Annotated in this window: 29 protein-coding genes; 12 read left to right on the forward strand and 17 right to left on the reverse strand. The window is 47.7% G+C overall.

The features are described from left to right. The first annotated feature begins 30 nt into the window (after positions 1–30). A complete protein-coding gene (locus NJR55_RS00690) occupies positions 31–768 on the forward strand; it encodes a hypothetical protein (protein WP_253616935.1) in 738 nt (245 codons plus the stop codon). Between the two features lie 36 nt (positions 769–804). Here NJR55_RS00690 and NJR55_RS00695 read toward each other — a convergent pair whose 3' ends face one another. Then, positions 805–2148, reverse strand: a complete 1344-nt coding sequence (locus NJR55_RS00695) for a hypothetical protein (RefSeq protein ID WP_253616937.1) — start codon at positions 2146–2148, stop codon at positions 805–807. Between the two features lie 272 nt (positions 2149–2420). On the opposite strand from NJR55_RS00695, the gene NJR55_RS00700 reads away from it, so the two are divergent. Then, positions 2421–3143 (forward strand): hypothetical protein, encoded by a 723-nt coding sequence (locus NJR55_RS00700; RefSeq protein WP_253616939.1) that lies wholly within the window; start codon positions 2421–2423, stop codon positions 3141–3143. Between the two features lie 93 nt (positions 3144–3236). Here the strand turns inward: NJR55_RS00700 and rpmG are convergent, their stop codons facing one another. The 3 genes from rpmG to radC all read right to left on the reverse strand — a co-directional run bounded on the left by rpmG (position 3237) and on the right by radC (position 4497). Next, positions 3237–3392 (reverse strand): 50S ribosomal protein L33, encoded by a 156-nt coding sequence (gene rpmG, locus NJR55_RS00705; protein ID WP_006953863.1) that lies wholly within the window; start codon positions 3390–3392, stop codon positions 3237–3239. Between the two features lie 11 nt (positions 3393–3403). Beyond that, complete coding sequence (rpmB, locus tag NJR55_RS00710) at positions 3404–3640, reverse strand: 50S ribosomal protein L28 (protein WP_011233504.1); 237 nt, start codon at positions 3638–3640, stop codon at positions 3404–3406. A 182-nt stretch (positions 3641–3822) separates the two neighbouring features. Next, a complete protein-coding gene (gene radC, locus NJR55_RS00715) occupies positions 3823–4497 on the reverse strand; it encodes a RadC family protein (protein ID WP_011233503.1) in 675 nt (224 codons plus the stop codon). A 110-nt stretch (positions 4498–4607) separates the two neighbouring features. Here radC and coaBC point away from each other — a divergent pair, with 110 nt between their 5' ends. Genes coaBC through slmA form a run of 3 tightly spaced genes read left to right on the forward strand, consistent with a single transcriptional unit; the run spans position 4608 to position 6941 of the window. Next, on the forward strand, positions 4608–5828 hold the full coding sequence (coaBC, locus tag NJR55_RS00720) for a bifunctional phosphopantothenoylcysteine decarboxylase/phosphopantothenate--cysteine ligase CoaBC (protein ID WP_253616942.1): 1221 nt from the start codon (positions 4608–4610) through the stop codon (positions 5826–5828). An 18-nt stretch (positions 5829–5846) separates the two neighbouring features. After that, positions 5847–6302: a dUTP diphosphatase gene (dut, locus tag NJR55_RS00725; RefSeq protein WP_011233501.1), complete on the forward strand. Its 456-nt coding sequence runs from the start codon at positions 5847–5849 to the stop codon at positions 6300–6302. Between the two features lie 48 nt (positions 6303–6350). Continuing rightward, positions 6351–6941, forward strand: coding sequence for a nucleoid occlusion factor SlmA (slmA, locus tag NJR55_RS00730; RefSeq protein WP_253616944.1), 591 nt, complete (start codon positions 6351–6353; stop codon positions 6939–6941). 44 nt (positions 6942–6985) lie between these two features. On the opposite strand, the gene gpsA is transcribed toward slmA, so the two are convergent. The 3 genes from gpsA to NJR55_RS00745 are packed head-to-tail and all read right to left on the reverse strand — an operon-like array spanning position 6986 to position 8977. Then, entirely contained in the window at positions 6986–7987 is a 1002-nt protein-coding gene (gene gpsA / locus NJR55_RS00735; RefSeq protein ID WP_253616946.1) for an NAD(P)H-dependent glycerol-3-phosphate dehydrogenase, read from the reverse strand. Between the two features lie 12 nt (positions 7988–7999). Then, the gene (gene secB, locus NJR55_RS00740; RefSeq protein WP_011233498.1) at positions 8000–8503 is read right to left on the reverse strand and encodes a protein-export chaperone SecB; all 504 of its coding nucleotides are present in this window, start codon (positions 8501–8503) and stop codon (positions 8000–8002) included. 42 nt (positions 8504–8545) lie between these two features. Continuing rightward, positions 8546–8977 (reverse strand): rhodanese-like domain-containing protein, encoded by a 432-nt coding sequence (locus tag NJR55_RS00745; RefSeq protein WP_253616949.1) that lies wholly within the window; start codon positions 8975–8977, stop codon positions 8546–8548. Between the two features lie 165 nt (positions 8978–9142). Here NJR55_RS00745 and gpmI point away from each other — a divergent pair, with 165 nt between their 5' ends. From gpmI to NJR55_RS00760, 3 genes are read left to right on the forward strand one after another with little or no spacing between them, the layout of a single operon-like run. Next, entirely contained in the window at positions 9143–10678 is a 1536-nt protein-coding gene (gene gpmI / locus NJR55_RS00750; protein WP_253616951.1) for a 2,3-bisphosphoglycerate-independent phosphoglycerate mutase, read from the forward strand. 3 nt (positions 10679–10681) lie between these two features. Beyond that, a complete protein-coding gene (locus tag NJR55_RS00755; RefSeq protein WP_253616952.1) occupies positions 10682–11827 on the forward strand; it encodes a murein hydrolase activator EnvC family protein in 1146 nt (381 codons plus the stop codon). After that, positions 11827–12582 (forward strand): divergent polysaccharide deacetylase family protein, encoded by a 756-nt coding sequence (locus NJR55_RS00760; RefSeq protein ID WP_253616953.1) that lies wholly within the window; start codon positions 11827–11829, stop codon positions 12580–12582. Before NJR55_RS00755 ends, NJR55_RS00760 begins: the two co-directional genes overlap by 1 nt. Here the strand turns inward: NJR55_RS00760 and NJR55_RS00765 are convergent. From NJR55_RS00765 to ftsY, 5 genes are all read right to left on the reverse strand, one after another. After that, the gene (locus NJR55_RS00765; RefSeq protein ID WP_253616954.1) at positions 12539–12796 is read right to left on the reverse strand and encodes a YkgJ family cysteine cluster protein; all 258 of its coding nucleotides are present in this window, start codon (positions 12794–12796) and stop codon (positions 12539–12541) included. The two genes, NJR55_RS00760 and NJR55_RS00765, sit on opposite strands and share 44 nt — an antisense overlap. Beyond that, complete coding sequence (rpoH, locus tag NJR55_RS00770; RefSeq protein ID WP_034818946.1) at positions 12797–13657, reverse strand: RNA polymerase sigma factor RpoH; 861 nt, start codon at positions 13655–13657, stop codon at positions 12797–12799. Positions 13658–13800: 143 nt separating this feature from the next. Then, positions 13801–14790, reverse strand: coding sequence for a permease-like cell division protein FtsX (gene ftsX / locus NJR55_RS00775; protein WP_253616956.1), 990 nt, complete (start codon positions 14788–14790; stop codon positions 13801–13803). Beyond that, positions 14787–15464, reverse strand: coding sequence for a cell division ATP-binding protein FtsE (gene ftsE, locus NJR55_RS00780; RefSeq protein ID WP_011233490.1), 678 nt, complete (start codon positions 15462–15464; stop codon positions 14787–14789). The genes ftsX and ftsE overlap by 4 nt, the downstream gene beginning before the upstream one ends. 2 nt (positions 15465–15466) lie before the next feature. Continuing rightward, positions 15467–16792 carry a signal recognition particle-docking protein FtsY gene (gene ftsY, locus NJR55_RS00785; protein ID WP_253616959.1) on the reverse strand — a complete coding sequence of 442 codons (1326 nt, stop codon included), beginning with the start codon at positions 16790–16792 and terminating at the stop codon, positions 15467–15469. 103 nt (positions 16793–16895) lie between these two features. Between ftsY and rsmD the strand changes: the two genes are divergently transcribed. Together rsmD and NJR55_RS00795 are read left to right on the forward strand one after the other, a co-directional pair. Beyond that, a complete protein-coding gene (gene rsmD, locus NJR55_RS00790; RefSeq protein ID WP_253616961.1) occupies positions 16896–17477 on the forward strand; it encodes a 16S rRNA (guanine(966)-N(2))-methyltransferase RsmD in 582 nt (193 codons plus the stop codon). Then, complete coding sequence (locus NJR55_RS00795) at positions 17474–17776, forward strand: DUF1145 domain-containing protein (RefSeq protein WP_253616964.1); 303 nt, start codon at positions 17474–17476, stop codon at positions 17774–17776. Before rsmD ends, NJR55_RS00795 begins: the two co-directional genes overlap by 4 nt. Here NJR55_RS00795 and NJR55_RS00800 read toward each other — a convergent pair. Continuing rightward, the gene (locus tag NJR55_RS00800; protein WP_253616966.1) at positions 17724–18332 is read right to left on the reverse strand and encodes a YjaG family protein; all 609 of its coding nucleotides are present in this window, start codon (positions 18330–18332) and stop codon (positions 17724–17726) included. The genes NJR55_RS00795 and NJR55_RS00800 overlap by 53 nt on opposite strands. 62 nt (positions 18333–18394) lie before the next feature. Between NJR55_RS00800 and NJR55_RS00805 the strand changes: the two genes are divergently transcribed. Continuing rightward, positions 18395–19354: a threonine ammonia-lyase gene (locus NJR55_RS00805; protein ID WP_253616968.1), complete on the forward strand. Its 960-nt coding sequence runs from the start codon at positions 18395–18397 to the stop codon at positions 19352–19354. A 20-nt stretch (positions 19355–19374) separates the two neighbouring features. On the opposite strand, the gene NJR55_RS00810 is transcribed toward NJR55_RS00805, so the two are convergent. The 4 genes from NJR55_RS00810 to NJR55_RS00825 form a co-directional block, all read right to left on the reverse strand. Further along, positions 19375–19806 (reverse strand): VOC family protein, encoded by a 432-nt coding sequence (locus NJR55_RS00810; protein WP_253616970.1) that lies wholly within the window; start codon positions 19804–19806, stop codon positions 19375–19377. 29 nt (positions 19807–19835) lie between these two features. Continuing rightward, positions 19836–20051, reverse strand: a complete 216-nt coding sequence (locus NJR55_RS00815; protein WP_253616973.1) for a hypothetical protein — start codon at positions 20049–20051, stop codon at positions 19836–19838. A gap of 229 nt (positions 20052–20280) precedes the next feature. Further along, positions 20281–21453 (reverse strand): cystathionine gamma-synthase, encoded by a 1173-nt coding sequence (locus tag NJR55_RS00820; RefSeq protein WP_253616975.1) that lies wholly within the window; start codon positions 21451–21453, stop codon positions 20281–20283. A 29-nt stretch (positions 21454–21482) separates the two neighbouring features. Further along, positions 21483–22448: a PLP-dependent cysteine synthase family protein gene (locus NJR55_RS00825; protein ID WP_253616977.1), complete on the reverse strand. Its 966-nt coding sequence runs from the start codon at positions 22446–22448 to the stop codon at positions 21483–21485. Positions 22449–22576: 128 nt separating this feature from the next. Between NJR55_RS00825 and ltaE the strand changes: the two genes are divergently transcribed. Further along, positions 22577–23599, forward strand: coding sequence for a low-specificity L-threonine aldolase (gene ltaE / locus NJR55_RS00830; RefSeq protein WP_253616978.1), 1023 nt, complete (start codon positions 22577–22579; stop codon positions 23597–23599). The last annotated feature ends 19 nt before the right edge of the window (positions 23600–23618 follow it).

Below are 23618 nucleotides of genomic sequence, written 5' to 3' on the forward strand. Positions count from 1 at the left end.
TAGAGTACAGGTGCAAGAAAGGGAAATGATATGAAAGTCAGCGGCCAGGAAGCAGGTGTTCTGCCTCAAGTAGTATCGAATTCAACTGCAAAAGCCAGTCCATCAGAGAATGGTAAAGAGTCATTGCAAAATGCGACTCATCAACTAGCTCGGGATGTTTATCATAAAGAAAACTCACGGGAAATCTCTCCGGTTTACAGTAAACCGATAAACATATCGGGAGATATGGGAACCATAACGAACACGAAAACGTGGGAGGAACACTCCTATGAATCGGGGCTTGCATGGGCTAACCTGTATTTCCCCGGTGGTGATGTGCATAAAGCCGCTGAAAGCATGTTTTCCCCATACGAACAGTTTATGGCTGAGTTAAACCAAGAGCGGCCCGATTTAGCCGACAGCTACTGGGGCATCTCTATCAATAAATCTGGAGAACTGAAAGTTTCCGGCTCACTCAGTGATGCTGATAAGGAGTTTCTGGAGACCAGATTAAATGAAAATGAGGAGCTTGTGTCCTCTGCCCAGGACTTTAAGGATAACTTTTTAAAGTATATTTCTATGGAGTCTCTTGGTTGGGGGAAATACGACGCCAATGAAAGTAACTTTGATGATATTTTTGACCTAAAACAGATGCTCGAAAATTCTCGGGCAGATGAAGACTATAAGAGAATTTGGGGCAAAAGCTTGGAGAACCCCGAGCTAAGTTACTTGGAGCTAAATGATAGTATCTCGCGACAACTTCGAAGTAACGCTAGGAAATTTGAATAATTGTTGAGGACTCCCTCACGGGAGTCCTCAAACACATTATGTCGGATTACTTGATATTAATCTTTGATTACAAATATGACCAAAGGTTACAGTCTTGACGTTTTCCCCTCCAATGCCAATTCTATGAGGGTTGCCATTTTCATCGAGACCTTTATTAGTCGGTATTTCTAGCCTCCAGGCACCTACCTCTACTTCAGATTCCCATACATTTTCGTACCCGAAACTGTATTCCGTGTGCTGAACAGGGGGAATATTTGGGTTACAAGAGTTAAGATTTATTTGCTCTGATATTTCTCCGTTCTCATCAGACATAACCTCATAATTCGTTAGGGTGTTCCCGGTATCCGCTAGATTCTTAATAAAACGAAACGTTGCAACTGCCCCTTCAATAGGTTTGCCGGTTGAATCTCTAAGTACAAGGGACCAGCTCAATGTATTGTAGGCCTGCGTGGTAAGATAGGGATCGTTTTGCGCGGAGTATGGAATACGTGTCACATTACTTTCACCGGAAATGTCGTCGTCAAAAGAATCCACTATTGACGCTAACGTTAACGTGTAATTATTTTCCGGATTAGCGGGTAGTGCGTCATTTGGTCTGACTCGTAAATTCACTTTTTGACCGGGCTGAAGACCTGATAACAGTCGATAAGAATATGCCGGAATTGGTACCCATCCACTATTGTAAACCTCAAAGAAATACTCGTTAGTCAGGTCATCTTCTAATACGACGGATAAATTCTGCCCATTCACCGCCGTAAACTCAAAGTAATCAACATCGTTAATGCTGTCCATGTTGCCGACGATTTTATTCTGTCTGTCCGGTAATATTGTTGACGTTGCAACGGTATCATTAAATTCGTAAGCATCCAGGTTGGTAGCAACGGCCGCACCGAAGTTATAAGGTGAGCCATCCGATTCAATCACTTCCATAAACCAGTAATAATGGCCCGGCTCCGTCAGTGCAATAACCGCTTCATCCTGATTACCTGTATTTGCCGAGCTGCCAATGACGGTAAAGGTATCGTCGGGGTTATGCCTGAGTATGCTGAGGTTGACATTCGTATCGGTGGATTGACCAACCAATAATGCCGTCGTTTTACTTCGCTCCGTAATTTCAAAATGATAACAAACGTTTTCACCAGCTTGCGAGTTGCTAAGTGTATAAAGGCTTCCCGTAGCAAGCGTCGGGCAAATGGGGGTTATCGCACTGTCGGTAATAGTCTGTTTACTCACACTGGAAACAACCGCGTTTTGAGAAGGGAGCCCCTTAATCACAAACTTATCGACTTGTCCTGCAGACTCTAGCTCGTGTTCCACTGCAAAAATGTGCGCTGAAAATAATAGAGATAAAAGAGAGAGTGGCAATGTTAATTTTTTCACCGTAAACGTCCTTTTTTGTTTCGGAGATTAAAAATTATACTGAAAAGTTAAATCGATCAACAAACTATTATGATAAGTATCTTTAGCTTTTCTAAAAGTGACTTCTTGCGGCTAGCCGTTATTTAAAATGGGTAATGGTATCAATAAGTTATCGCACCTGGGGTTAAGGTATCTGCAGTTCGCGAATTAAGAAACTTTTTACTAACAAAATATTAAGTTAAAACACTGAGTGCCGATATTTATAGAATACAGGTGCAAGAAAGGGAAATGATATGAAAGTCAGCGGCCATGGAGCGGGTGTCCTGCCTCAAGTAGTATCGAATTCAACTGTAAAAGTCAGTCCATCGGACAACGGCAAAGAGTCATTACGAAATGCGACTCATCAACTAGCTCGGGATGTTTATCATAAAGAAAACTCACGGGAAACGTCTCCTGTTTACAGTAAACCGATAAACATATCGGGAGATATGGGAACGATAACGAGTACGAAAACGTTGGAAGAATACTCTTATGAATCAGGGCTGGCATTTGCTCATCTTTATACATCTGGTGGAGATGTACATAAAGCCGCTGAAAGCATGTTTTCCTCATACGAACAGTTTATGACCGAATTAAATCGAGAACGACCTGATTTAGCCGACAGCTACTGGGGGATTTCTATCAATAAATCTGGTGAACTGGAGGTATCCGGTTCGCTCAGTGATGACGATAAGGAATTTCTGGAAACCAGGTTAAACGAGAACGAAGAGCTAGTATCCGCAGCTGAAGACTTTAAAAATAACTTTCTAAAATATGTTTCCATGGAATCCGGGGGATGGGGTAATTACGAAGTAAACGATGATAACTTTGCTGAAATTTTTGACCTCAAACAGATGCTCGATAGCTCTGAAGGAACTGAAGAATTTAAGTATTATTGGGGAAAAGACTTTAGTTTCCTGGAGCTAAATGAAAATATATCCTCTCAGCTTCGAAGTAACGCTAGTAAATTTGAATAATTGTTGAGTTAGTACATTTTAAGAGTAAAAACACCAAGCATCACCCAATAAAAAACCCAGCCGAAGCTGGGTTTTTTGTAAGCTTTAAACCAATTACTTGATTTTAGCTTCTTTGAAGATCACATGCTTACGAACCACTGGATCGAATTTTTTGATCTCCATTTTTTCTGGCATGGTGCGTTTGTTTTTGTCTGTGGTATAGAAGTAACCTGTACCAGCAGATGACACTAAACGAATCTTATCGCGCATAATTTAGTTCCTTAAACCTTAACACCACGGCCGCGGAGATCCGCTAATACCGTATCGATACCGTTTTTATCAATGATACGCATACCTTTAGTAGAAATGCGTAACTTAACCCAACGCTTCTCGCTTTCTACCCAAAAGCGGTGCGATTGAAGGTTCGGCAGGAAGCGACGTCTAGTCGCATTGCGTGCGTGCGAGCGGTTGTTACCGACTACCGGACGCTTACCTGTAACTTGGCATACTTGTGACATGTCTTTACTCCAAAATTGCTGCAAGCTCGCCTGTCGCCCAACGTGACCTTGCCTATAAATCCGAGGGCGCATTTTATACAGCAAACTGCCCTTCTAATCAAGCTTATACGACGGAAATTTGATCGTCATCGATCGTTCGGTGCGGATTTTACGTGATTTTTAACCAAACCGCCAGTACAAAACTACAACAATCCGCGCTCTGCAAAAGAAATTGGATCGCCGGCACCCACCACGAAATGATCCAACAGCGCCACATCAATTAAAGTCAGGGCTTTTTTGACCCGCTCGGTGACTCGCTGGTCAGCCTGGCTGGGCTCTGCAACACCCGATGGATGATTATGTGCGAGGATAACCGCCGCCGCATTATACTGCATAACCAGCTTTATTACCTCACGTGGATACACCGGCGCGGCGTTAATGGTGCCCTGAAAGAGTTCTTCGTAACGTAACAGCCGGTGCTGGCTGTCCAGCAGTAAAATAGCAAAGACTTCGCGGCCTTGATGACGCAGCTGCGAGGTTAAATAGTCTTTGACCATGGTAGGTTCGGTAAAGCCGTCTGAACGCTCCAGCTGCCATTTCAGGTAGCGTCGTGACAATTCCAGCACAACCCGCAACTGATTCACACGGGCCGGGCCTATGCCGTTGCAAGCCAATAGCTGCTCAGGAGTGGCTGTTAACAAAGCGCCTACACCGCCGAAGTCACTTAGTAAACGACGCGCAAAACTGACAACGTCCTGCCCGCCACTGCCGCTACCAAGTAAAATGGCTAATAATTCTGCGTCACTCAGGTATTCTGCTCCCTGAGTCTGTAGTTTTTCTCTGGGTCGTTCCGAAACGGGCCATTCCTTGACGCTCATTCTTTTCTCCTTAATTCTTACCTTAATTCTTAAGAGAGAAGTATAACGACCATCTACCCAGTTACGGGGTCTCATGTTATCTTTACACGACTTAACACTAAGGGGTTCGCATGGCACAGCTGCAGAACAAACACATACTTTTAGGTATTACCGGTGGCATTGCCGCCTATAAGGCACCTGACCTGGTGCGCCGTTTGCGTGAGCAGGGCGCAGAAGTTCGTGTGGTGCTGACTGCCGGTGCTAAAGCCTTCGTAACCCTACTTAGCTTACAAGCTGTGTCCGGCTTTACGGTCAGCGACGACCTGCTGGATCCCACAGCAGAAGCCGCTATGGGCCATATTGAACTGGCACGCTGGGCTGACCAAATTCTTATTGCTCCGGCAACGGCTAACACTATTGCCCGTATTGCTCACGGCTTTGCCGATGACCTGTTGAGTACCCTGGTTTTAGCCAGTAAAGCACCGCTCGCCATTGCTCCGGCAATGAATCAACAAATGTGGGCGGCTACTGCGGTTCAGGAAAATATTGAAACGTTACTCAGCCGTGGTGTGCAAATGATAGGCCCGGAAAGTGGCGAACAGGCCTGTGGCGATGTCGGTTACGGCCGCATGAGTGACCCTACAGAAATTGTGCAGGCGTTAATAAAAAAAGCCCCTAAAGCCAAACAAGACTGGCAGGGGAAAACCTTTGTTATTACCGCAGGGCCAACCCGCGAAGCCATTGACCCGGTGCGCTACATCAGTAACCACAGTTCCGGAAAAATGGGGTATGCCCTGGCTGAAGCTGCTGCACATGCAGGGGCTGAAGTCATTTTAGTCTCGGGGCCGACACAACTGCCAACGCCCGCCGGTGTTCAGCGCGTTGACGTGGAAACCACCGAACAAATGCTAAACGCGGTACAGCAGCAACTGCCAAACTGCGATGTGTTTATTGGCTGTGCTGCCGTGTCAGACTATAGGGTTGCTGAGGTTGCCTCGCAGAAAATTAAAAAAGAACAGAACAACCAGCCGCCACAACTCAAGCTGGTGCAAAACCCGGACATTCTGCAGCAGGTAGCCAGCTCTGAAAAACCACCTTTTACTGTTGGATTTGCGGCCGAAACTGAAAACCTAAAAGCCAACGCGCTACGCAAACTGGAACGAAAACAACTGCAAATGATTGTCGCTAACGACGTCAGTCAGGTTGGGCTGGGTTTTAACAGCGACAGCAATAACGCCATTATTTTGAGTAAGGACAGTGAGCAGTCACTTCCAACAATGAGCAAGCATGATATGGCTATTGCAATTATCGACGCGATAGCCACACGTTATTTTAATACCACTGCCAATTAATAAGAAAGTGAGAACTCCATGACGCAAGTCGAAGTAAAGATTTTAGATGACCGCATTGGCCAGTCTATTCCGCTTCCTGAATACGCCACACAGGGCTCTGCCGGAATGGATCTGCGTGCCTGCCTGGACCAGCCGCTGACTATTGAACCGGGTCAAACCCAGTTAATAGGCACCGGTATTGCCATGTACATTGGCGACCCGAATTATGCGGCCACTATTTTACCGCGTTCAGGGCTGGGCCATAAGCACGGTCTGGTGCTGGGCAACCTGGTCGGCCTTATCGACTCGGACTACCAGGGCGAGCTTAAAGTGTCCTGCTGGAACCGCAGTAACCAGGCTTACACCATTGAGCCCGGCGACCGTATTGCGCAACTAGTGATTTTGCCAGTTGTGCAGGCGCAAATGTCGATTGTTGAAGAGTTCCACGAGACGGATCGTGGTGAAGGTGGTTTTGGTCATTCTGGTCGTTCGTAGTTACAGCAACTAATCATTCTGGCCTCTCAAATAAGGAAAGTTACTGTCATGGCAGAACAAAAACGTAACCGTCGTGAAGAAATTTTACAGGCTTTAGCGGCAATGCTGGAAACCAGCCCGGGTCAGCGCATTACTACAGCAAAACTGGCGGCTAATTTAGGCGTTTCAGAGGCGGCTTTATATCGTCACTTTCCGTCGAAAGCGCGGATGTTTGAAGGGCTTATCGAGTTTGTTGAAGACACCCTGCTAACCCGTATTAATATGATTATGGACGAGGAGAAAAACACCCTCTCCCGCTGTCACGCAATATTGCAACTGTTGCTGACGTTTGCCGAACGTAACCCCGGTATTACCCGTGTTATGACAGGTGATGCATTAATGGGGGAGCATGACCGTCTGCGGGGTCGTATGGAAGATTTGTTCAACCGTATAGAGAGTTCAATTAAGCAGATACTGCGCGAGAAAGCGATGCGCGAACAGCAGCGCTTTATTGTGGACGAAGCGGTATTAGCGAACTTATTGCTAAGCTATGCCGATGGCAAAATCAGCCAGTTTGTACGCTCTAACTTTAAGCGTTTACCGACTGAGCATTTCTCGGCTCAGTGGCAGGTAATGGAACAACAGTTGGTCAGTTCGTAGATACGTGTGTAAATAAAGGCGTAAAACAGGTCACTGTAAACAGATCACTCCGTTTTACGCTCACGGCTTAATAAATCAATAGCGGCCTGTTGCGGTTCTTTACCTTCATAAAGGACCGCATATATCTGCTCACAGATGGGCATTTCCACTTCGTTACGCGCAGCTAAAGCAACCACTTCACGGGTATTACGGTAGCCTTCAACCGATTGCCCGATACTCTTCAGCGCTTCTTCAACCCCTTTACCCTTGCCTAAAGCCATGCCAAAACGGCGGTTACGCGACTGATTGTCGGTACAGGTAAGAATTAAATCACCCAAACCCGCCATACCGGTAAAGGTTTCGCTTTTTGCGCCTAACTTCAGACCTAACCGGGTGAGTTCAGCCAACCCGCGGGTAATAAGCGCCGTGCGGGCGTTAGCACCAAAGCCAATACCGTCGGCCATACCAGCACCAATGGCTATGACATTTTTAACCACGCCCCCCAACTGCACACCAATAAAGTCGTTGTTGGTGTAAACCCGGAAAGAGCGGTCACAATGCAGAAGCCCGGAAAGCTCTTCGACAAAGGCCTGATCAGTTGACGACATCGAAATGGCAGTAGGTAAGCCTTTAGCCATTTCAATAGCAAAAGTGGGGCCGGATAACACCGCTAACGGATGCTCGTCGCCCAGAATATCTTCTGCGACTTCGTACAAAAGACGTCCACTGTCCGGCTCTAACCCTTTGGTTGCCCAGGCAACGCGGGCATGTTCCGCTAACAAAGGTTTTGCCTGCTTCAGCATAGACGAGAACGAGTGGCTGGGAACTACGACCACCACGTTTTTCACGTCTTTAAGGGCTTCGCCTAAGTCGGCAGTAACCTTTAATGATTCGGGAAACGGGCACGCAGGCAGATATTCTTCGTTTTCATGAGCCGTTTGCATAACGGCAACTTTATCGGCATCCCGCCCCCACAAGGTAGTAGGAATACCTTTGCGGGCAAAACAAATAGCAAGGGCGGTCCCGTAAGAGCCCGCCCCTAATACTGTCACCTGAGGTGTCTGCATTATTGTATCTGCTTACGCGTCTGCAGTTTGCTGACCCTGAGCCTGTTCAGCTTGCTGCTGCATATGACGCTGGAAAATCGCATCAAAGTTAACAGGAGCCAGGTTCAACTGTGGGAAAGTCGCACGGTTAACAAGGTTTGAAACGCACTCACGAGCATAAGGGAACAAAATGTTCGGGCAGAAAGAACCCAGCATGTGTGCCAGTTGGCCGTCCTGAACTTCTTCACCAATAGTGAAAATACCCGCCTGATGTACTTCACAAAGGAAAGCAACGTCGTCTTCAACTTTGTTAGTTGCTGTCAGAGTCAGTACCACTTCGTAAACACCGTCTTCAATTTTTTCGTGTTTAACGTTCAGGTCTAATTTAAGGTCAGGCTTCCATTCTTTACGGAAAATAGCCGGAGAGCTTGGAGTTTCGAAAGAGATGTCTTTAGCGTAGATACGCTGAATAGCGAATTGTACTTGCTGCTGTTGGTTTTCAGCTGCTGCGCCGTTTGCTTGCTGTTCTTCAGCCATGATTTTACTTCCTATTCTTTTTTAAGTATTAGACGAATTTTATTATTTTTTCTGCGAAACCGGCAATTTGGCGCTGCGCCATGTGTTCATACCACCTTGCAGCACAGCAACTTGAGTAAAGCCTTCAGCCGTTAGCTGGCTAACTGCCGATTTTGCCGTCATTCCTGTTGCACAGACTATCACAATGGGGGCTTCTTTGAACTTTTCAATAGAGGAAAGTTCTTTTTGTTTAATTTTTTCCATCGGTAATGACACCGATCCGTGAATGTGTCCTTTCTTAAATTCATCCGGACTACGAATATCAACAAAAACGCCATCACCGCGGTTTACCCATACCGTGGCCTCTTGCGGTTCTAAGTTTTTTGTCGGTGACATAGCCGAGCGAATCGTGGTCACAATCAGCGCGATTAACAGCACGACCCAGATACCACTCATCATCGGGTTGCTTTTGACAAATTCCATAATTTCTTGCATAAGACCTACCAGTATTCGTCGGTAACAGAAAAGAGTTGCGGGTCAAGAGTATACCTGTACAAATCGCAGTTTCCAGAAAAATCTTGGGTGGATGCGTAACCTCTGGAAATCGAGTAGAATGTTGGCTAATTTCATCTGTGAAAACACCGAGCAATGAGGCCCATTATGACTCCTACGATAAAACCTTTGGTATTGTTGATTCTGGACGGCTGGGGTTATCGTGAAGATGCCCCCGATAATGCAATAGCCAAAGCGAATACTCCGGTTATGGATCGTTTATGGGAAAAGTACCCGCATTGTTTGGTAGACGGCTCCGGCGGCGCGGTTGGTTTACCGGACGGCCAGATGGGTAATTCCGAAGTGGGTCATGTTAATTTAGGTGCCGGTCGCATCGTTTATCAGGACTTCACCCGCATTAGCAAAGCCATTTCTGATCGCAGTTTTTACAGTAACTCTGTACTTTGCGACGCCCTGAAAAAAACCAAAGCAGCTAAGGGTGCCGTCCATATTATGGGGTTACTCTCTGCCGGCGGTGTTCACAGCCATGAAGACCACCTTATTGCCATGATTGAAATGGCCGTGGAAGAAGGTGCAGAAGACGTTTACCTACATGCTTTCCTGGATGGTCGTGACACACCACCAAAATCGGCACTGGCTTCCATTGAGCGCTTAGAGGGTTTATTCGCACGCCTGGGTAAAGGCCGTTTCGCCACCTTAAGTGGTCGCTTCTACGCCATGGACAGAGACAAACGCTGGGAGCGCATTGAACAGTCTTACAAAGCTATTTATCACGGACTTTCCGGCAAAACCGCACCCAATGCAACAGACGCGCTGGAAGACGCTTACGAGCGCGGCGAAACCGATGAGTTTGTCACCCCAGTTATTATTGGGCAGCCAGCACCAGTTGCCGACGGTGATTCCGTATTTTTTATGAACTTCCGTGCTGACCGTGCCCGTGAAATGACTCAAGCCTTTGTCGACAACGACTTCGACGGTTTTGACCGTGGCTCGCGCGCTGATATCAGTGAATTCGTTATGCTGACCCAATATGCCGATACCTTAGAAGCGCCCAGCGCCTTCCCACCCGAGCCTTTGAATAATGTACTGGGTGAATGGCTTGCTAAGCATGATAAAACTCAGCTGCGTATTTCCGAGACAGAAAAATACGCACACGTTACTTTCTTTTTCAGCGGCGGACGCGAGCAGGAATTTGAGGGCGAGAAGCGTGTCCTTATTCCTTCGCCTAAAGTTAAAACCTACGACTTACAACCAGAAATGAGCTCAGAACAACTTACCGATGAGTTGGTTGCAGCCATTGAGTCGCAGGCCTTCGACGTTGTTATTTGCAACTACCCTAACGGTGACATGGTTGGACATACTGGTAATTTTGATGCCGCCGTTAAAGCTTGTGAAGCCGTTGACCACAGTGTCGGACGAGTGGTTTCGGCATTAGAAGCCGTTGGTGGTGAATGTCTGATAACGGCGGACCATGGCAACGCAGAACAAATGAGTGATGCCACGACCGGGCAGGCACATACCGCACATACGAACGAACTTGTACCTTTCATTTATGTGGGCCGACCGGCTAAAGCCCAAAATGGACGCTTATCTGACGTTGCCCCAACCATACTGCACTTAATTGGCATGGAGCAACCGGACGAAATGACCGGTACGTCGCTAATGACGTTAGAGCAGGATTAACTTATGCCAATAAGGCTGTTTTGGGCAATGGCGCTGGGGCTGGTTGTTATCAGCCCCGGTTTAGCGCAGGACTATAGCGAAGATGATAAAGCCTCAACTCAAGCCGAAATTGCAGCGGTTAAAGAGGAACTGGCTAAACGTTTGCGGGCTATAGAAAAGCGAAGCAGTGCGCTAAACTCAACTGAACGACAACTGCGTGATCTGGAAATAAAAACCTCAGAAATAGCCGGTTCTTTGCGCCAAACCGAAACCGAACTTAAAGAAGTTACTGCAGAAATAGCTGACTCAGAACAACGCCGCGAAGAGCTTAAGCAAAAACAAAAGCAGCAGATGACACAACTGGAAGATCAGCTGGTTTCCGCTTATATGAACGGTAAACACGACTTTCTGAAAATGCTGTTAAACCAACAAGACCCTGGCCAGTTTGAAAGAATGTTGAGCTATTACCAATACATGAATGCCGCCAGAGTTGAAGAGATTGAGGTTATTCGGCGCACTCAGGAAGAAATTGCCACGCTGACAGAACAACTTAAGCAACAACAAAACGAGTTAGCCAGCTTACAGGCAGAACAAGAAAAACAACGCGCACAACTGGAGCAGCAGCAACACCGGCAGGAAGAAAAGTTAGCAGAGCTGCAACAGCAGCAACGTAAAGACCGATCCCGGGTGAATCAACTGGAGCAAAGCCGGGAGCAATTAGAGCAGGTATTAAGTGCCATTGAAACCGCGCTGGCTCAGCAAAAAGACGTTCGCCTGGTTGGCCTGCAGGCAGTAAAGAATCAACTTCGCTGGCCAAGTGACGGAGACGTGAAACGCTTGTTTGGACAACGCCGCGAAGGTCCGGTTGAATGGAAAGGTGTGCTCATTGAAGGACAAAACGGCCAACCAGTTCGTTCTATTGCTAACGGCCGCGTGGTATATGCAGACTGGCTGCGAGGCTTTGGTTTAGTCATCGTTATTGACCACGGTGAGAGTTATATGAGCTTATATGGCCACAACCAGACATTAACAAAAGCGGTTGGCGATAAAGTCCGTAAGGACGAAGAAATTGCACTGATGGGTCAGTCTGGTTCACGTAATAGTGCGGCACTTTACTTTGAAATTCGCCATCAGGGGCGTCCACAAAACCCAAGTAACTGGATACGCTAATGTTAAGGCTTGTACTTTCTTTGGGTTTACTGGTTTGCCTGATGACGCCAGCTTATGCCTCTAAGATAGCCATTGTTATCGATGATATAGGCAATAATAAAAACGATTTAAAAGCAGCTCTGTTACCCGGCAATATCAGTTTCGCGGTGCTGCCCTATACTCCTTATGCACGCGCTTTCGCCTTACGCGCCCATCATCAGAAGAAACAAATATTACTGCATATGCCAATGGAAGCCGTTGAAAATAACCGCCCGGGTCCCGGAGTGGTCACCGCGGATATGAATAATGCGCAAATAAAACTGCAATTGGTTGATGCACTGGACTCTATACCTTACGTTACAGGCGTCAATAACCATATGGGGAGTAAATTGACCCAGCTACACGTGCCTATGCAGGCGGTGATGGAGACACTGGCGGCGCGTGAACTCTTTTTTCTTGATAGCCGGACATCTGAGTTCAGCGTTGCAGAACAAATGGCAGGAGAACTTGGTGTACGGACATCACACAGGCATGTGTTTCTTGATAACCAGGTTGATGAGCCGTATTTACAGCAGCAATTTGATCAATTGCTGAGTATAGCCAAACGTCAGGGACAAGCCATAGGCATTGGGCATCCGTACCCAGAAACCCTGAGCTTTCTGCAAAAGCAACTACCACAATTGCAAGAACAAGGTATTGAGTTGGTATTCGTATCTGAGTTAACCACTGTGGCTAACCGCAATGGGTATCTTCTTCCAGTGACGTCAGCAAAATAAGCGCCTGTTCGCGAGTTTCGCCACAGACGTAATCCTCTGCAGTGAACTCACCACACACTTTCGGCCGCTCTGGCTGCCCGAATAAACGACACAAATTATCATCATCGAGTTGAACACAACGCACACCCGCCGGTTTGCCGTTAGGCATACCGGGGATGGGAGAACTAATTGAGGGGGCTATGCAGCAAGCACCGCAACCAATGTGGCACTTCATTTAGCTCATTGCGAGACGAAGCTTCTTCATCGCATTTTGTTCAAGTTGGCGAACACGCTCTGCTGAAACTTCGTATTTTGCTGCCAAGTCATGCAGCGTCGTTTTGTCTTCCGATAACCAGCGAGACTGGACGATATCCTGACTACGTTCGTCTAAGTGACTCATTGCACCCAGCAGTTTCTGCTGAGTATGGCTTTCGTAGTCTTCGGCTTCAATTTCTGCGGCTAAGTCGGAACGCTTGTCTTCCAGATACATCGCCGGAGAATAGGCACTGCCCTCTTTCGAGTCATCGTCGTCTGAACTCAGTTCAAACGCCTGATCGTGGGCGCTCATGCGAGTTTCCATTTCCAGCACTTCTTTAGTACTGACACCAAGCTCGTTAGCTACCGTTTCAACTTCTTTCTGGCTAAACCAACCTAAACGCTTTTTCATTTTACGCAGGTTAAAGAACAACTTACGCTGTGCTTTAGTGGTTGCCACTTTAACAACGCGCCAGTTACGCAGCACGTATTCATGAATTTCTGCTTTTATCCAGTGAACAGCAAAAGACACCAGACGCACACCAACTGATGGGTCAAAGCGTTTCACGGCCTTCATTAGGCCAATATTGCCTTCCTGAATTAAATCGGCTTGCGGCAGACCATAACCCGAATAACTACGAGCTACGTGTACCACAAAACGGAGATGCGACATGATGAGTTCTTTCGCTGCATCAAGGTCACTGTTCTCGTATAATCTTGTTGCCAACGCCTTTTCTTTTTCGGCGGTGAGCATAGGAATACGGTTGACTGACTGAATATAGCCGTCGAGTCCTGCCCCTTGGGGAACCGATAATGCCATAGTGTTTAATTCAGTGCTCATTTAACAACCTCTACTTAAAATACCGACTTAATTACTGCTTTCAGTCAGCTTTTAAGACCCTTTTTGAGTCTAAAAGTTCCATTATGATCATTGCAGATCAGGTAATTCAGTATAACTAAGCCTATGGCTTTCGCAACCCCATTTTATTCAGGTTCTATGCTTTGTATATGACGTCTTACAGCTAAGTAAGAACCTGCTAAACCTAATCCTACAGCGACCAACCATATAATCAATAGCTCGCCTAACGTCAGACCATTTAATTGGAAAGGCGTTTCGTAAAGTTCAGTTAAATCTACTACGGCACTCTCGACCCACCAGATCAGTAAAGCGGTTGCCAACCAGGCAACCAGTCCGCCAATAATTCCGTACCAGACACCGGTGTATAAAAAAGGACGCTGAATAAACGCGTTAGTCGCGCCAACCAGTTTCATCACCATAATTTCGTCACGCTTGGACAGTATATTTAACCGAATCGTGTTCCCTACAATAAGCACCACCGACAAACACAGCACCACGGCCAGCGCTCCGAGAATATCTTCAATTAAATTAAGAATTCCCTGTAGTCGGTTAAGCCATTCCAGGTCCATTTTCGCGTAAGCGACTTCGCGTTGTTTTTCCAGCCGGTTGAGCAATTCCTCGGCTCGCTGCGGTGAGCGATGCGACTCAGCCGGAATAACGACCAACACGTCCGGCAGCGGGTTTGACGAGAGGTAATCCAGTGTTTCACCAAAGCCCGACTCTTTCTTGAACTCTTCCAATCCCTGCTCTTTGGGAATAAGACGCACTGACTCAACACCTTCGGAGAGCTCCGTTTGCGTCTTTAATGTGTCGACTTCAGATTGCTGCAGATCCTTCCTTAAAAACAAGGTAACTTCAGAGGCTTCCTGCCAGTTATCGGCAATACTGGTGGTATTTTTGACTAACACGTAAAGCGATGACGGTAACGTCAGGCTCAGCCCCAGTACCGCCATGGTCATAAAAGAAGCAAAAGGGTTACGCCACAATTCGCCTAAACTGGCAATGGCCTGCTGGGCATGATGCACAGGAACCATAATGAGTCGACGCCACCAGGGTAAGCGGCCGCGATTACTGGCACCTTTTTCAATGCTGCGGTTACGGAACAATAAACTCATAGTTCACTGTCCTCCAGCCCATCGTTAATCATACGCCCGTCTTTTAAAGTTAACGTACGGTAGCGTAAGCGCGCAATAAGACCTAAATCGTGGGTGGCAATGAGGACAGCAACACCGACTTTATTAAATTCTTCAAACAGCCGAATAATTTCCATCGACAGCTTAGGATCGAGGTTACCGGTGGGCTCATCGGCCAGTAGCAACGGTGGCTTGGTCACAATAGCGCGGGCAATACCCACTCGTTGCTGCTCACCACCGGATAACATTTTCGGATAGTGTTTTACTTTGTCGGCTATACCCACTTTCTCCAATGCAGCCACGACACGCTTGCGCGCTTCCTGAACACTGTAGCCTTCAATAATCAGCGGCAATGCGACGTTATCGAACACGGTTTTATCCATGAGCAGGCGGTGATCCTGAAAAATCATGCCAATATCGCGGCGCACATAAGGCACTTGCGAAGGCTTAATTTTTCGCAGGTCATGTCCGTTAATCAGCACCCGGCCTGCGGTTGGTCTTTCCATTAAACTGATGAGTTTGAGCAAGGTACTTTTACCCGCACCGGAATGACCCGTTAAAAAAGCCATTTCACCGGGCTCTACGTGGAAGTCGACATGGCTTAGCGCCTGATGGCCTCCACGATAGGTTTTACTGACTTGCTCAAAGCGGATCATGATTAACTCGCTGTTGTCTGTTCTGATTCGTCTACGTTACGGTCAAATAGCGCCGCGATAAAGTCTTTTGCCACAAAAGGCCGTAAATCTTCTAAGCTTTCGCCCACCCCAATATAGCGGATAGGAATAGCGAACTGGTCTGCGACCGCGAAAATCACCCCGCCTTTTGCGGTGCCGTCGAGCTTAGTCATCACAATACCCGAAACGCCCACAGCCTCGGTAAAGAGTTTTGCCTGACTAATAGCATTCTGTCCGGTACCAGCGTCAAGCGTCAGCATCACTTCGTGCGGCGCTTCCGGATCCAGCTTTTTCATTACCCGAACCAGCTTTTTCAGCTCTTCCATTAGATTGGCTTTATTTTGCAGGCGTCCTGCGGTGTCCGCAATAAGCACATCAACGTCACGTGCTTTAGCGGCCTGCAGCGCGTCATAAAGAACCGAGGCACTGTCGGCTCCGGTATGTTGAGCAATAACCGGAATGTCGTTACGCTCGCCCCAAACCTGCAGCTGTTCTACTGCCGCCGCACGGAAAGTATCTCCGGCAGCCAGCATTACCGACTTACCTTCGGCTTTAAATTGTTTAGCCAGCTTACCAATAGTGGTGGTTTTGCCCACACCGTTTACGCCGGTCATTAGAATCACATAAGGAGAATCAGATTCCGGTATTTCCAGGCGTTTATCGACTGGCTTTAAAATCTCAGCTAATTGCTCTTGTAACAAATCATACAAAGCTTCCGCGTCTTTTAACTGCTTGCGGTCGGCTTGTTTCGTCAGATTATCAATAATTTTGGTGGTGGTTGCTACACCCAGGTCTGCCATTAATAGCTGAGTTTCGAGTTCTTCAAACAGGTCGTCATCAATTTTCTTACCGCGGAATACACCAATAAGACCTGAACCGATAGAACCGGAAGTTCTGCGTAAACCTTGAGTCAGACGTGCCCAGAAACCTTTCTTTTCACCTTTCTCTTTCGGTGCGACTTCAGTTGGTTCTGGCTTATGTTCTGGCTGAGGCTGAGGCTGAGGCTCTGGTTCAACTACTGACTCAGGCTCGGTGATCACTTCCGGTTGAGCTGCTTCTTTCGCTTCCGGAGCAGTTTTTGCCGCATGCGATTCAGCAGTAACTTGCGCACAGTCCTCAACTGCACTGGGCAATTCTTCGCGTGTCTCGGTTCTTTCTGGTTTCGGCTCTTCCTGAGGCTTAGATTCAGGCTCAACTTCTGATTCAGGCTCTGGCTGCTCCTGTTCTTCGACTACCGTCTCTTCTTTCTTTTCTTCGGCCTCAGGCGCCTTTTCATTACGCTTTTTCTTAAACAGCGAAAACATCGACATATTGGTTTCCTTGGAACTGACACGCAGGAATCGTTAAACTATAGGCTTTAGTTTACCATGCTGTTAACAAACTGACGACGGTCTGAATAAAGGAAGCCACAGAGTGAAACAAAAACGCCAGACAAGCGCCAGCGGCGACTATCGGATTATTGGCGGACAATGGCGCGGTCGTCGCCTTCCCGTTGCCGACAGCCCGGGTTTACGTCCCACCACGGACCGCGTACGCGAAACTCTGTTTAACTGGCTGCAGTGGGACATTACCGACGCCCGGGTGCTGGACTTATATGCCGGCAGTGGAAGCTTAGGCTTCGAGGCTGCGTCGCGTGGAGCGGCTCAGGTGACTCTGATAGAGGCCGTAAAAGCGGTCAGCCAGCAGTTACAGAACAATATTAGCTTATTAAACAGCGAGCGCATTGAGGTTGTTACCCATAACGCACTCGACTGGCTGCAAACTCAAGCCGCTGAAGCCTACGACATTGTTTTTATTGACCCGCCGTTTCGCGAAGGTCTGGCTGATAAAACATTAAAGCTGCTGGATGAAAATAACTGGCTGACAGTCGACAATCAGGTATATCTGGAAACAGAAAAAGAGTGGCCATTGAAATTACCGGCCAACTGGCGTGTGACCAAAGAGAAAACTCACGGACAAGTTTGCTTTCGCTTACTGACTAAGGACATAGAATGAAAGTTATTATTATTGCGGGCAAAGTGGTTTTTGCCGTTATCTGGCTGGGTCTTTTTGCTTTGCTTGCAGGGACAAACGGCGAGCTCAGCACTCAGTCCATTGGTTTGCTGAGCTTGTTATTAGCCATTATGGTTATCACGCACTTGCTGCTGCTTGGTATTTTTGTTGCCACCATGAAAGAGGTTTTCCCCTGGCGCAAAGGCGACAGCTGGCAAATTCTGGCCTTTGGTATTTTCGCCTGGCTGTCTATTCTTCAGCGTCCAAAGCCAGACCAAGGTTCGACACCCCCTCGTCGTTAAGCATCATTTTTAACTGGCTTACCAAAGCTCTGTTTACCGCAGGCTGTTGTTCAAGAAAGTTGATCATGGCCTGCTGAATAGCCACTTCGTATTCCATTAGCTCATGTGTCTGAACGTGCTCTTTTAACTGCTCGGTGCCCACGTCTTCGGCGTCATTGAGTTCAATAAACTTCGCCACACTGGCTTGCGATATTTTTGCCACATCCAGAAAATTAGACGCGTTATCGTCCAGCAGCCCCTGCAACAACGTACTTAACGCTGTGCAGGCATCCATTGCCGGATACACACCCAACATGTCGTGCCCGTATTCACTGGGCGTTTGTTCGTCCACTTTTTCCTGCCAGCGGGCAAAGTTAACCTTGGTTTTCTTCGGGTTGGCTACCCAGTCCCAGCAGGCATTTAACGTGCCGTGCAAAGGTTTACTGTCGCCAAAGCCGGTTAACTGATGAAAGAAATCGTAATTAGGAACCATACGTTCGCACAGGTATAACGCCATAACAATTTGCTGTTCATGCGGTAGTTCGCGTATGCGCTGAAAGGTATCGAGTTGACTCACGTTCCGGCTCCAGACAGTGTATGCTTATCACTGTGTCGTTTTATTCGTTAAGGGCTCGTATTATGCCGAAGTTATCGCTCCCCTGCCATGCCGATGTCGTACAAGCGCAGCAAAGAATTAATAGCTATACCGTCAAGACCCCTGTGCTGACAAACCCTGCGTTAAATCAGCAATTGGGCTGCGAATTATTTTTCAAATGCGAGAATCTGCAACGTACCGGGGCCTTTAAGTTCCGGGGGGCCACTAACGCGTTACTTAAACTTAGCCCGAAACAGCGCCAGCAAGGGGTTATCACCGTGTCTTCCGGCAATCATGGTGCGGCATTAGCCCACGCAGGTAAAGCTTTGGGTGTAAGAGTAAAAGTCGGCGTACCCACTAATGCTCCCGCAATAAAACGGCAAAATATTGAAGCCGGTGGTGCGGAAATTACCAACATAGAACCGGGTATGGCCGCGCGTGAAGCCATTGTGGCCAAGTGGCAAAAGGAAGGTGAAAGTCACTTTATACCGCCTTATGATCATGCCGACATTATTGCCGGTCAGGGCACAGCAACACTTGAGTTACTGGAGCAAACTGACGCACTGGATGCGGTAATAACGCCACTGGGTGGTGGTGGCTTGCTTTCAGGTGCCTGTCTTGCCTGTGACGGTACCGAAATACAAGTGTTCGGCGCAGAACCCGAATTAGCGAATGATGCCTTTTTATCGTTAAAAGCCGGAGAGCGGCAACCGGCGTTACCCGCGAAAAGCCTGTGCGATGGTTTACTGACTCAAATCGGTGAATTGCCGTTTGCTATTATTCAGCAACGTATCGGCGATATCTTAGTCTTGAAGGATGAAGACACCCTAAGCGCCATGCAACTAGTTTGGCATCATCTGAAAATTATTGTGGAACCGTCGTCTGCTATCGCTTTAGCTGCGGTTATACAAAATAAAGCGCTGTTTGAAGGCAAACGAGTAGGCTTGGTGCTAAGTGGTGGTAACGTTGCAGCGCAGCCGGAAGAGGCAAAGCTGCGCCAGTAGTCAATCGGGTTTCAAAAAGCTCAGGTTGCGAATATTTGACTGTCGTCGTTAAAGGTTTTGAATTCTAACGCATTACCGCAGTAGTCGTAGAAGAACATAGTGCCCTGCTCGCCCGGCTTACCTTTGAAGCGAATGTAGGGTTCTATGACAAACTCAATATCCGCAGCTTTCACACGTTCTGCCAGTGCCTCCCAGTCATCACGTAATAAGACAACGCCAAAATGTGGAACGGGAACCGAATGGCCATCAACGCCGCTGTGATTTTTTAAACCGGCAACATTGGGTGCAACGTGAGTCACAAACTGGTGACCAAAGAAGTTCCAGTCTATCCATTCGTCACTGCTGCGTCCCTGTGACAGCCCAAGCACATCGCCATAAAACCCACGGGCATTATCGAGTGAGCTGACAGGAATGGCTAAATGAAAGGGTCGTACATTAGTTGTGTCTGACATACTGCTAAATTGCCTTGCTCTTTAGCCACTTAATGGCTGAGCTTTGCCGTTATGTTTTGTGGTGTGCTGGTTTGCGGCGAACGACGCCACATTCTGACACCAATAGCGAACACAAGAAGCGCCCAGTTTACCGGTGGAATGAAACCGGCGGTTAATACCGCTAACAAATTCCATAGTGGTTTTTTCTGATGCTGGCCCACTAAAGTATAAAACAATAGAGCGGCTACGAGTCCTTGGAGTACCATGAGGCTCAATAGCATAAGTCTTTCCTTTTCGTTATTTAAAAAACGTCTTTGCGTTTCTGTTTTTTGTTCTAAATCAGTTTTTACTCGCAAGTAATTACTGATAGATAAAGACTACTCAATTATGACTAAACTGTAAAACTTTGTATAAGTCTATGAAATCAAAAGTAAAAAACCGACCAAAAGGCCGGTTTTACATATTAAAAATTGAATTTTTAATCGTTAATAGCGATTAAAATGCGCTAAGCGCGTTGTCTAAGTCGGCTTTAAGATCATCCAGATCTTCAATACCAACAGACACCCGCACGAAGTTATCCAAAATGCCTAGCTTCTCACGATTCTCTTTTGGAACCGACGCGTGCGTCATAATGGCCGGATGTTCAATCAGCGATTCAACACCACCTAAGCTTTCGGCCAGTGCAAACACTTCTACTGATTCCAGGAATTTGCGCGCCGCTTCTAAGTCACCTTTCAGCAAAATAGAAATCATGCCGCCGAAACCCTGCATCTGCTTTTTCGCCAGCTCATGCTGAGGATGGCTTTCAAGCCCCGGGTAAATGACTTTTTCCACTTTCGGGTGTTGTTCAAGCCATTTAGCCAACTCCATTGCCGCTTCATTGTGATGGCGCATACGCAATGCCAGTGTCTTCACGCCGCGCAGTGCAAGGTATGAGTCAAACGGACCGGCAATAGCACCTGCAGAGTTCTGTAAAAACAACATGCGCTCAACCAAATCGTCATTATCGCCCACAACGGCAATACCGCCGACCATATCAGAGTGACCGTTGAGGTATTTGGTTGCTGAGTGCATAACCATGTCTGCGCCCATTTCCAGCGGGCGCTGGTTAAACGGCGTGGCAAAAGTGTTATCCACCACCACAATAATATCCGGGTTCTTTTTCTTAGCCAGTTTAACTATGGCTTCAATGTCGACCAGCTTCAGCATCGGGTTGCTTGGCGTTTCCACCCAGATCATGCGGGTGTTGTCCTGAATGCTGGCTTCCACTGCGCTTAAATCAGCTAAGTCGACATAAGAGAATTTCAGGCCAGCAGAGCGTCCGCGCACTTTGTCGAATAAACGGAAGCTACCGCCGTATAAGTCGTCCATAGCAACGATGTGGTCGCCGCTGTCCAGCAGCTCCAGAATGGTCGAGGTTGCTGCCATGCCAGACGCAAAAGCCAGCCCCTGCTTGCCACCTTCCAAAGAAGCAACAGAACGTTCCCAGGCAAAGCGCGTGGGGTTGTGTGAGCGTGAATACTCAAAACCTTTGTGTTGGCCCGGGCTTTCCTGAGCATAGGTAGAGCTGGTAAAAATAGGAGGCATTACCGCACCGGTAACAGGCTCCGGAGACTGCCCGCCATGAATGGCGCGCGTCGCGAATTTCATTGTCTTTTCATTTGCCATGATTCAGGTTCCTTAATTTACAACAAGTATTACAGCAGGTTTTGCTCACGCATCCAGTCGTCGTTGAACAGCTTGGACAGGTAGCGGTTACCCGTATCACAAGCTAGCGTTACAACGCGTTTTGGCTCGGTTTGTTGTTGGCAATAACGCAGCGCCGCTGCAATTAAAGTACCGCTTGATGAACCCACCATAACGCCTTCTTTTTCCAGTACTTTACGTGCGGTTTGCATGCCTTCTTTATCAGAAATGGCAAACGCAGTATTGGCTAATTTGATGTCACAAATGGTCGGGATAAAATCTTCACCAATGCCTTCGGCCAACCAGCTGCCCGCTTCCACTTCTTCGTTACGGTTAACCAGTGGTTCTAAAATAGAGCCTGCCGGATCAGCCAATACTAAGTCGATATCGCTTTTTTGTTCGCGTAAATAACGGCCAACACCGGTTAAGGTTCCGCCAGAGCCAACACCACAGACGAACGCATCCAGGTTACCTTCCATTTGCTCCCAAATTTCCGGACCTGTCGTCTTGTAATGAGCATCGACGTTTGCCGGATTCTCAAACTGGTTAACATAGTAGTAGCCGTTTTCTTCCGCCATGCGCGCTGCCATGTCCTGATAGTATTCAGGGTGGCCTTTTTGCACATCGGAACGCGTCTGTACCACTTCGGCACCCATAGCACGCAGGTTGTTTACTTTTTCCTGGCTCATTTTGTCCGGCATAACAATTTTCAGCGGATAGCCTTTACTCGCCGCCACTAACGCCAGACCCAGTCCGGTATTACCGGCAGTCGCTTCAATAATAGTATCGCCCGGCTTTAATTTGCCTTGCTTTTCGGCCTGTTCAACCATTTCCACCGCAATACGGTCTTTAATAGAGCCGCCCGGGTTTTGCAGCTCGAGTTTTAAATACAGCTCGCACGGGCCGGTGTCCATATTGGTAACGCGCACCATTGGCGTGTTGCCGACCATTTCCATTACATTATTAAAAACTTTCATATTGGCTCGCTTTGTTGTCGAGTGTCTGGTTCAATATCGGGTCATTATCCCTTGACTGAGCTCGCTAAACAACCTTGCGCTTAGAACCGGATGATAGTTGTTATAACTAACCCCAAAATGAGGCTGTTATGCTGGATTTACGCAGTGATACCGTAACCCTTCCCAGCGCTGCTATGCGCACTGCTATTGCCGAAGCGACCGTCGGTGATGATGTTTATGGTGAAGATCCGTCAATTAACGCGCTGGAAAAGCGGGTGGCAGAATTGCTCGGTAAGGAAGATGCTTTGCTTTGCAGCTCCGGCACACAAAGTAACTTGCTGGGGTTAATGAGCCACTGCCGTAACGGCGAAGAGTACATTGTCGGTCAGGAGTATCACACTTACCGCTACGAGGCCGGAGGCGCTGCAGTTTTAGGCAGCATCGTGCCACAGACCATTGAAGTAGAAGCCGATGGCACCTTGTCGCTTGCAACTATTGAAAAGCGTATAAAACCCAACGACCCGCACTTTCCTATCACCCGCTTGCTGGCCTTTGAAAATACCCACGGCGGGCAGTTAATAGACCAGGACTATTTTGATAAAGCCCGTATTCTGGCCGATCAAAATGGTTTGTCGATGCATTTAGACGGCGCGCGCCTGCCCAACGCCGCTATTGCCAGCGGCCGCAGCATGGCGGAACTCGCCGCCCCTTTCGACAGCGTGTCTTTGTGCTGTTCAAAAGGTCTGGGGGCGCCTATTGGTTCACTGCTGGCAGGCTCAAAAGAATTAATTGCTCGCGCTCGACGTTGGCGCAAAATGGTCGGCGGCGGTATGCGTCAGGCCGGGTTTGTTGCCGTAGCCATTGATTACGCGTTAACGAATCAGTTTGAGCGTATACAGCAGGACCACGACAACGCTGAATGGTTGTTTCAACAACTTTCTGAGTTGCTGGCAGGTACCGAAGCCAAAGTCCGCTATTCCGGTACCAACATGACCTTTGTCGAACTACCGGACAGTTTACCGGCGGACAGCTTGCGGGAACTAATGGCAGAACACGACATTAAACTGCCCGGCGGCCAAAAGCTGCGACTAGTGTGCCATCTGGATGTCAGCCGCGAACACCTGGAACGTTTTGTCGAATTGTTCAAACAATGGCTTAGTAGCGAGCGCTGAGGTTGCAGCCCGTAACCTG

Origin of the sequence: Idiomarina rhizosphaerae, assembly GCF_024159085.1 — a bacterium.
GTDB lineage: Bacteria > Pseudomonadota > Gammaproteobacteria > Enterobacterales > Alteromonadaceae > Idiomarina > Idiomarina rhizosphaerae.

Bases quoted from the DNA above. Each gene is read 5' to 3' on its own strand.
- NJR55_RS00690 (WP_253616935.1), top strand. From the start codon at position 31: ATGAAAGTCAGCGGCCAGGAAGCAGGTGTTCTGCCTCAAGTAGTATCG.
- NJR55_RS00700 (WP_253616939.1), top strand. From the start codon at position 2,421: ATGAAAGTCAGCGGCCATGGAGCGGGTGTCCTGCCTCAAGTAGTATCG.
- rpmG (WP_006953863.1), bottom strand. From the start codon at position 3,392: ATGCGCGATAAGATTCGTTTAGTGTCATCTGCTGGTACAGGTTACTTC.
- rpmB (WP_011233504.1), bottom strand. From the start codon at position 3,640: ATGTCACAAGTATGCCAAGTTACAGGTAAGCGTCCGGTAGTCGGTAAC.
- radC (WP_011233503.1), bottom strand. From the start codon at position 4,497: ATGAGCGTCAAGGAATGGCCCGTTTCGGAACGACCCAGAGAAAAACTA.
- coaBC (WP_253616942.1), top strand. From the start codon at position 4,608: ATGGCACAGCTGCAGAACAAACACATACTTTTAGGTATTACCGGTGGC.
- dut (WP_011233501.1), top strand. From the start codon at position 5,847: ATGACGCAAGTCGAAGTAAAGATTTTAGATGACCGCATTGGCCAGTCT.
- slmA (WP_253616944.1), top strand. From the start codon at position 6,351: ATGGCAGAACAAAAACGTAACCGTCGTGAAGAAATTTTACAGGCTTTA.
- gpsA (WP_253616946.1), bottom strand. From the start codon at position 7,987: ATGCAGACACCTCAGGTGACAGTATTAGGGGCGGGCTCTTACGGGACC.
- secB (WP_011233498.1), bottom strand. From the start codon at position 8,503: ATGGCTGAAGAACAGCAAGCAAACGGCGCAGCAGCTGAAAACCAACAG.
- NJR55_RS00745 (WP_253616949.1), bottom strand. From the start codon at position 8,977: ATGCAAGAAATTATGGAATTTGTCAAAAGCAACCCGATGATGAGTGGT.
- gpmI (WP_253616951.1), top strand. From the start codon at position 9,143: ATGACTCCTACGATAAAACCTTTGGTATTGTTGATTCTGGACGGCTGG.
- NJR55_RS00755 (WP_253616952.1), top strand. From the start codon at position 10,682: ATGCCAATAAGGCTGTTTTGGGCAATGGCGCTGGGGCTGGTTGTTATC.
- NJR55_RS00760 (WP_253616953.1), top strand. From the start codon at position 11,827: ATGTTAAGGCTTGTACTTTCTTTGGGTTTACTGGTTTGCCTGATGACG.
- NJR55_RS00765 (WP_253616954.1), bottom strand. From the start codon at position 12,796: ATGAAGTGCCACATTGGTTGCGGTGCTTGCTGCATAGCCCCCTCAATT.
- rpoH (WP_034818946.1), bottom strand. From the start codon at position 13,657: ATGAGCACTGAATTAAACACTATGGCATTATCGGTTCCCCAAGGGGCA.
- ftsX (WP_253616956.1), bottom strand. From the start codon at position 14,790: ATGAGTTTATTGTTCCGTAACCGCAGCATTGAAAAAGGTGCCAGTAAT.
- ftsE (WP_011233490.1), bottom strand. From the start codon at position 15,464: ATGATCCGCTTTGAGCAAGTCAGTAAAACCTATCGTGGAGGCCATCAG.
- ftsY (WP_253616959.1), bottom strand. From the start codon at position 16,792: ATGTCGATGTTTTCGCTGTTTAAGAAAAAGCGTAATGAAAAGGCGCCT.
- NJR55_RS00795 (WP_253616964.1), top strand. From the start codon at position 17,474: ATGAAAGTTATTATTATTGCGGGCAAAGTGGTTTTTGCCGTTATCTGG.
- NJR55_RS00805 (WP_253616968.1), top strand. From the start codon at position 18,395: ATGCCGAAGTTATCGCTCCCCTGCCATGCCGATGTCGTACAAGCGCAG.
- NJR55_RS00810 (WP_253616970.1), bottom strand. From the start codon at position 19,806: ATGTCAGACACAACTAATGTACGACCCTTTCATTTAGCCATTCCTGTC.
- NJR55_RS00815 (WP_253616973.1), bottom strand. From the start codon at position 20,051: ATGGTACTCCAAGGACTCGTAGCCGCTCTATTGTTTTATACTTTAGTG.
- NJR55_RS00820 (WP_253616975.1), bottom strand. From the start codon at position 21,453: ATGGCAAATGAAAAGACAATGAAATTCGCGACGCGCGCCATTCATGGC.
- NJR55_RS00825 (WP_253616977.1), bottom strand. From the start codon at position 22,448: ATGAAAGTTTTTAATAATGTAATGGAAATGGTCGGCAACACGCCAATG.
- ltaE (WP_253616978.1), top strand. From the start codon at position 22,577: ATGCTGGATTTACGCAGTGATACCGTAACCCTTCCCAGCGCTGCTATG.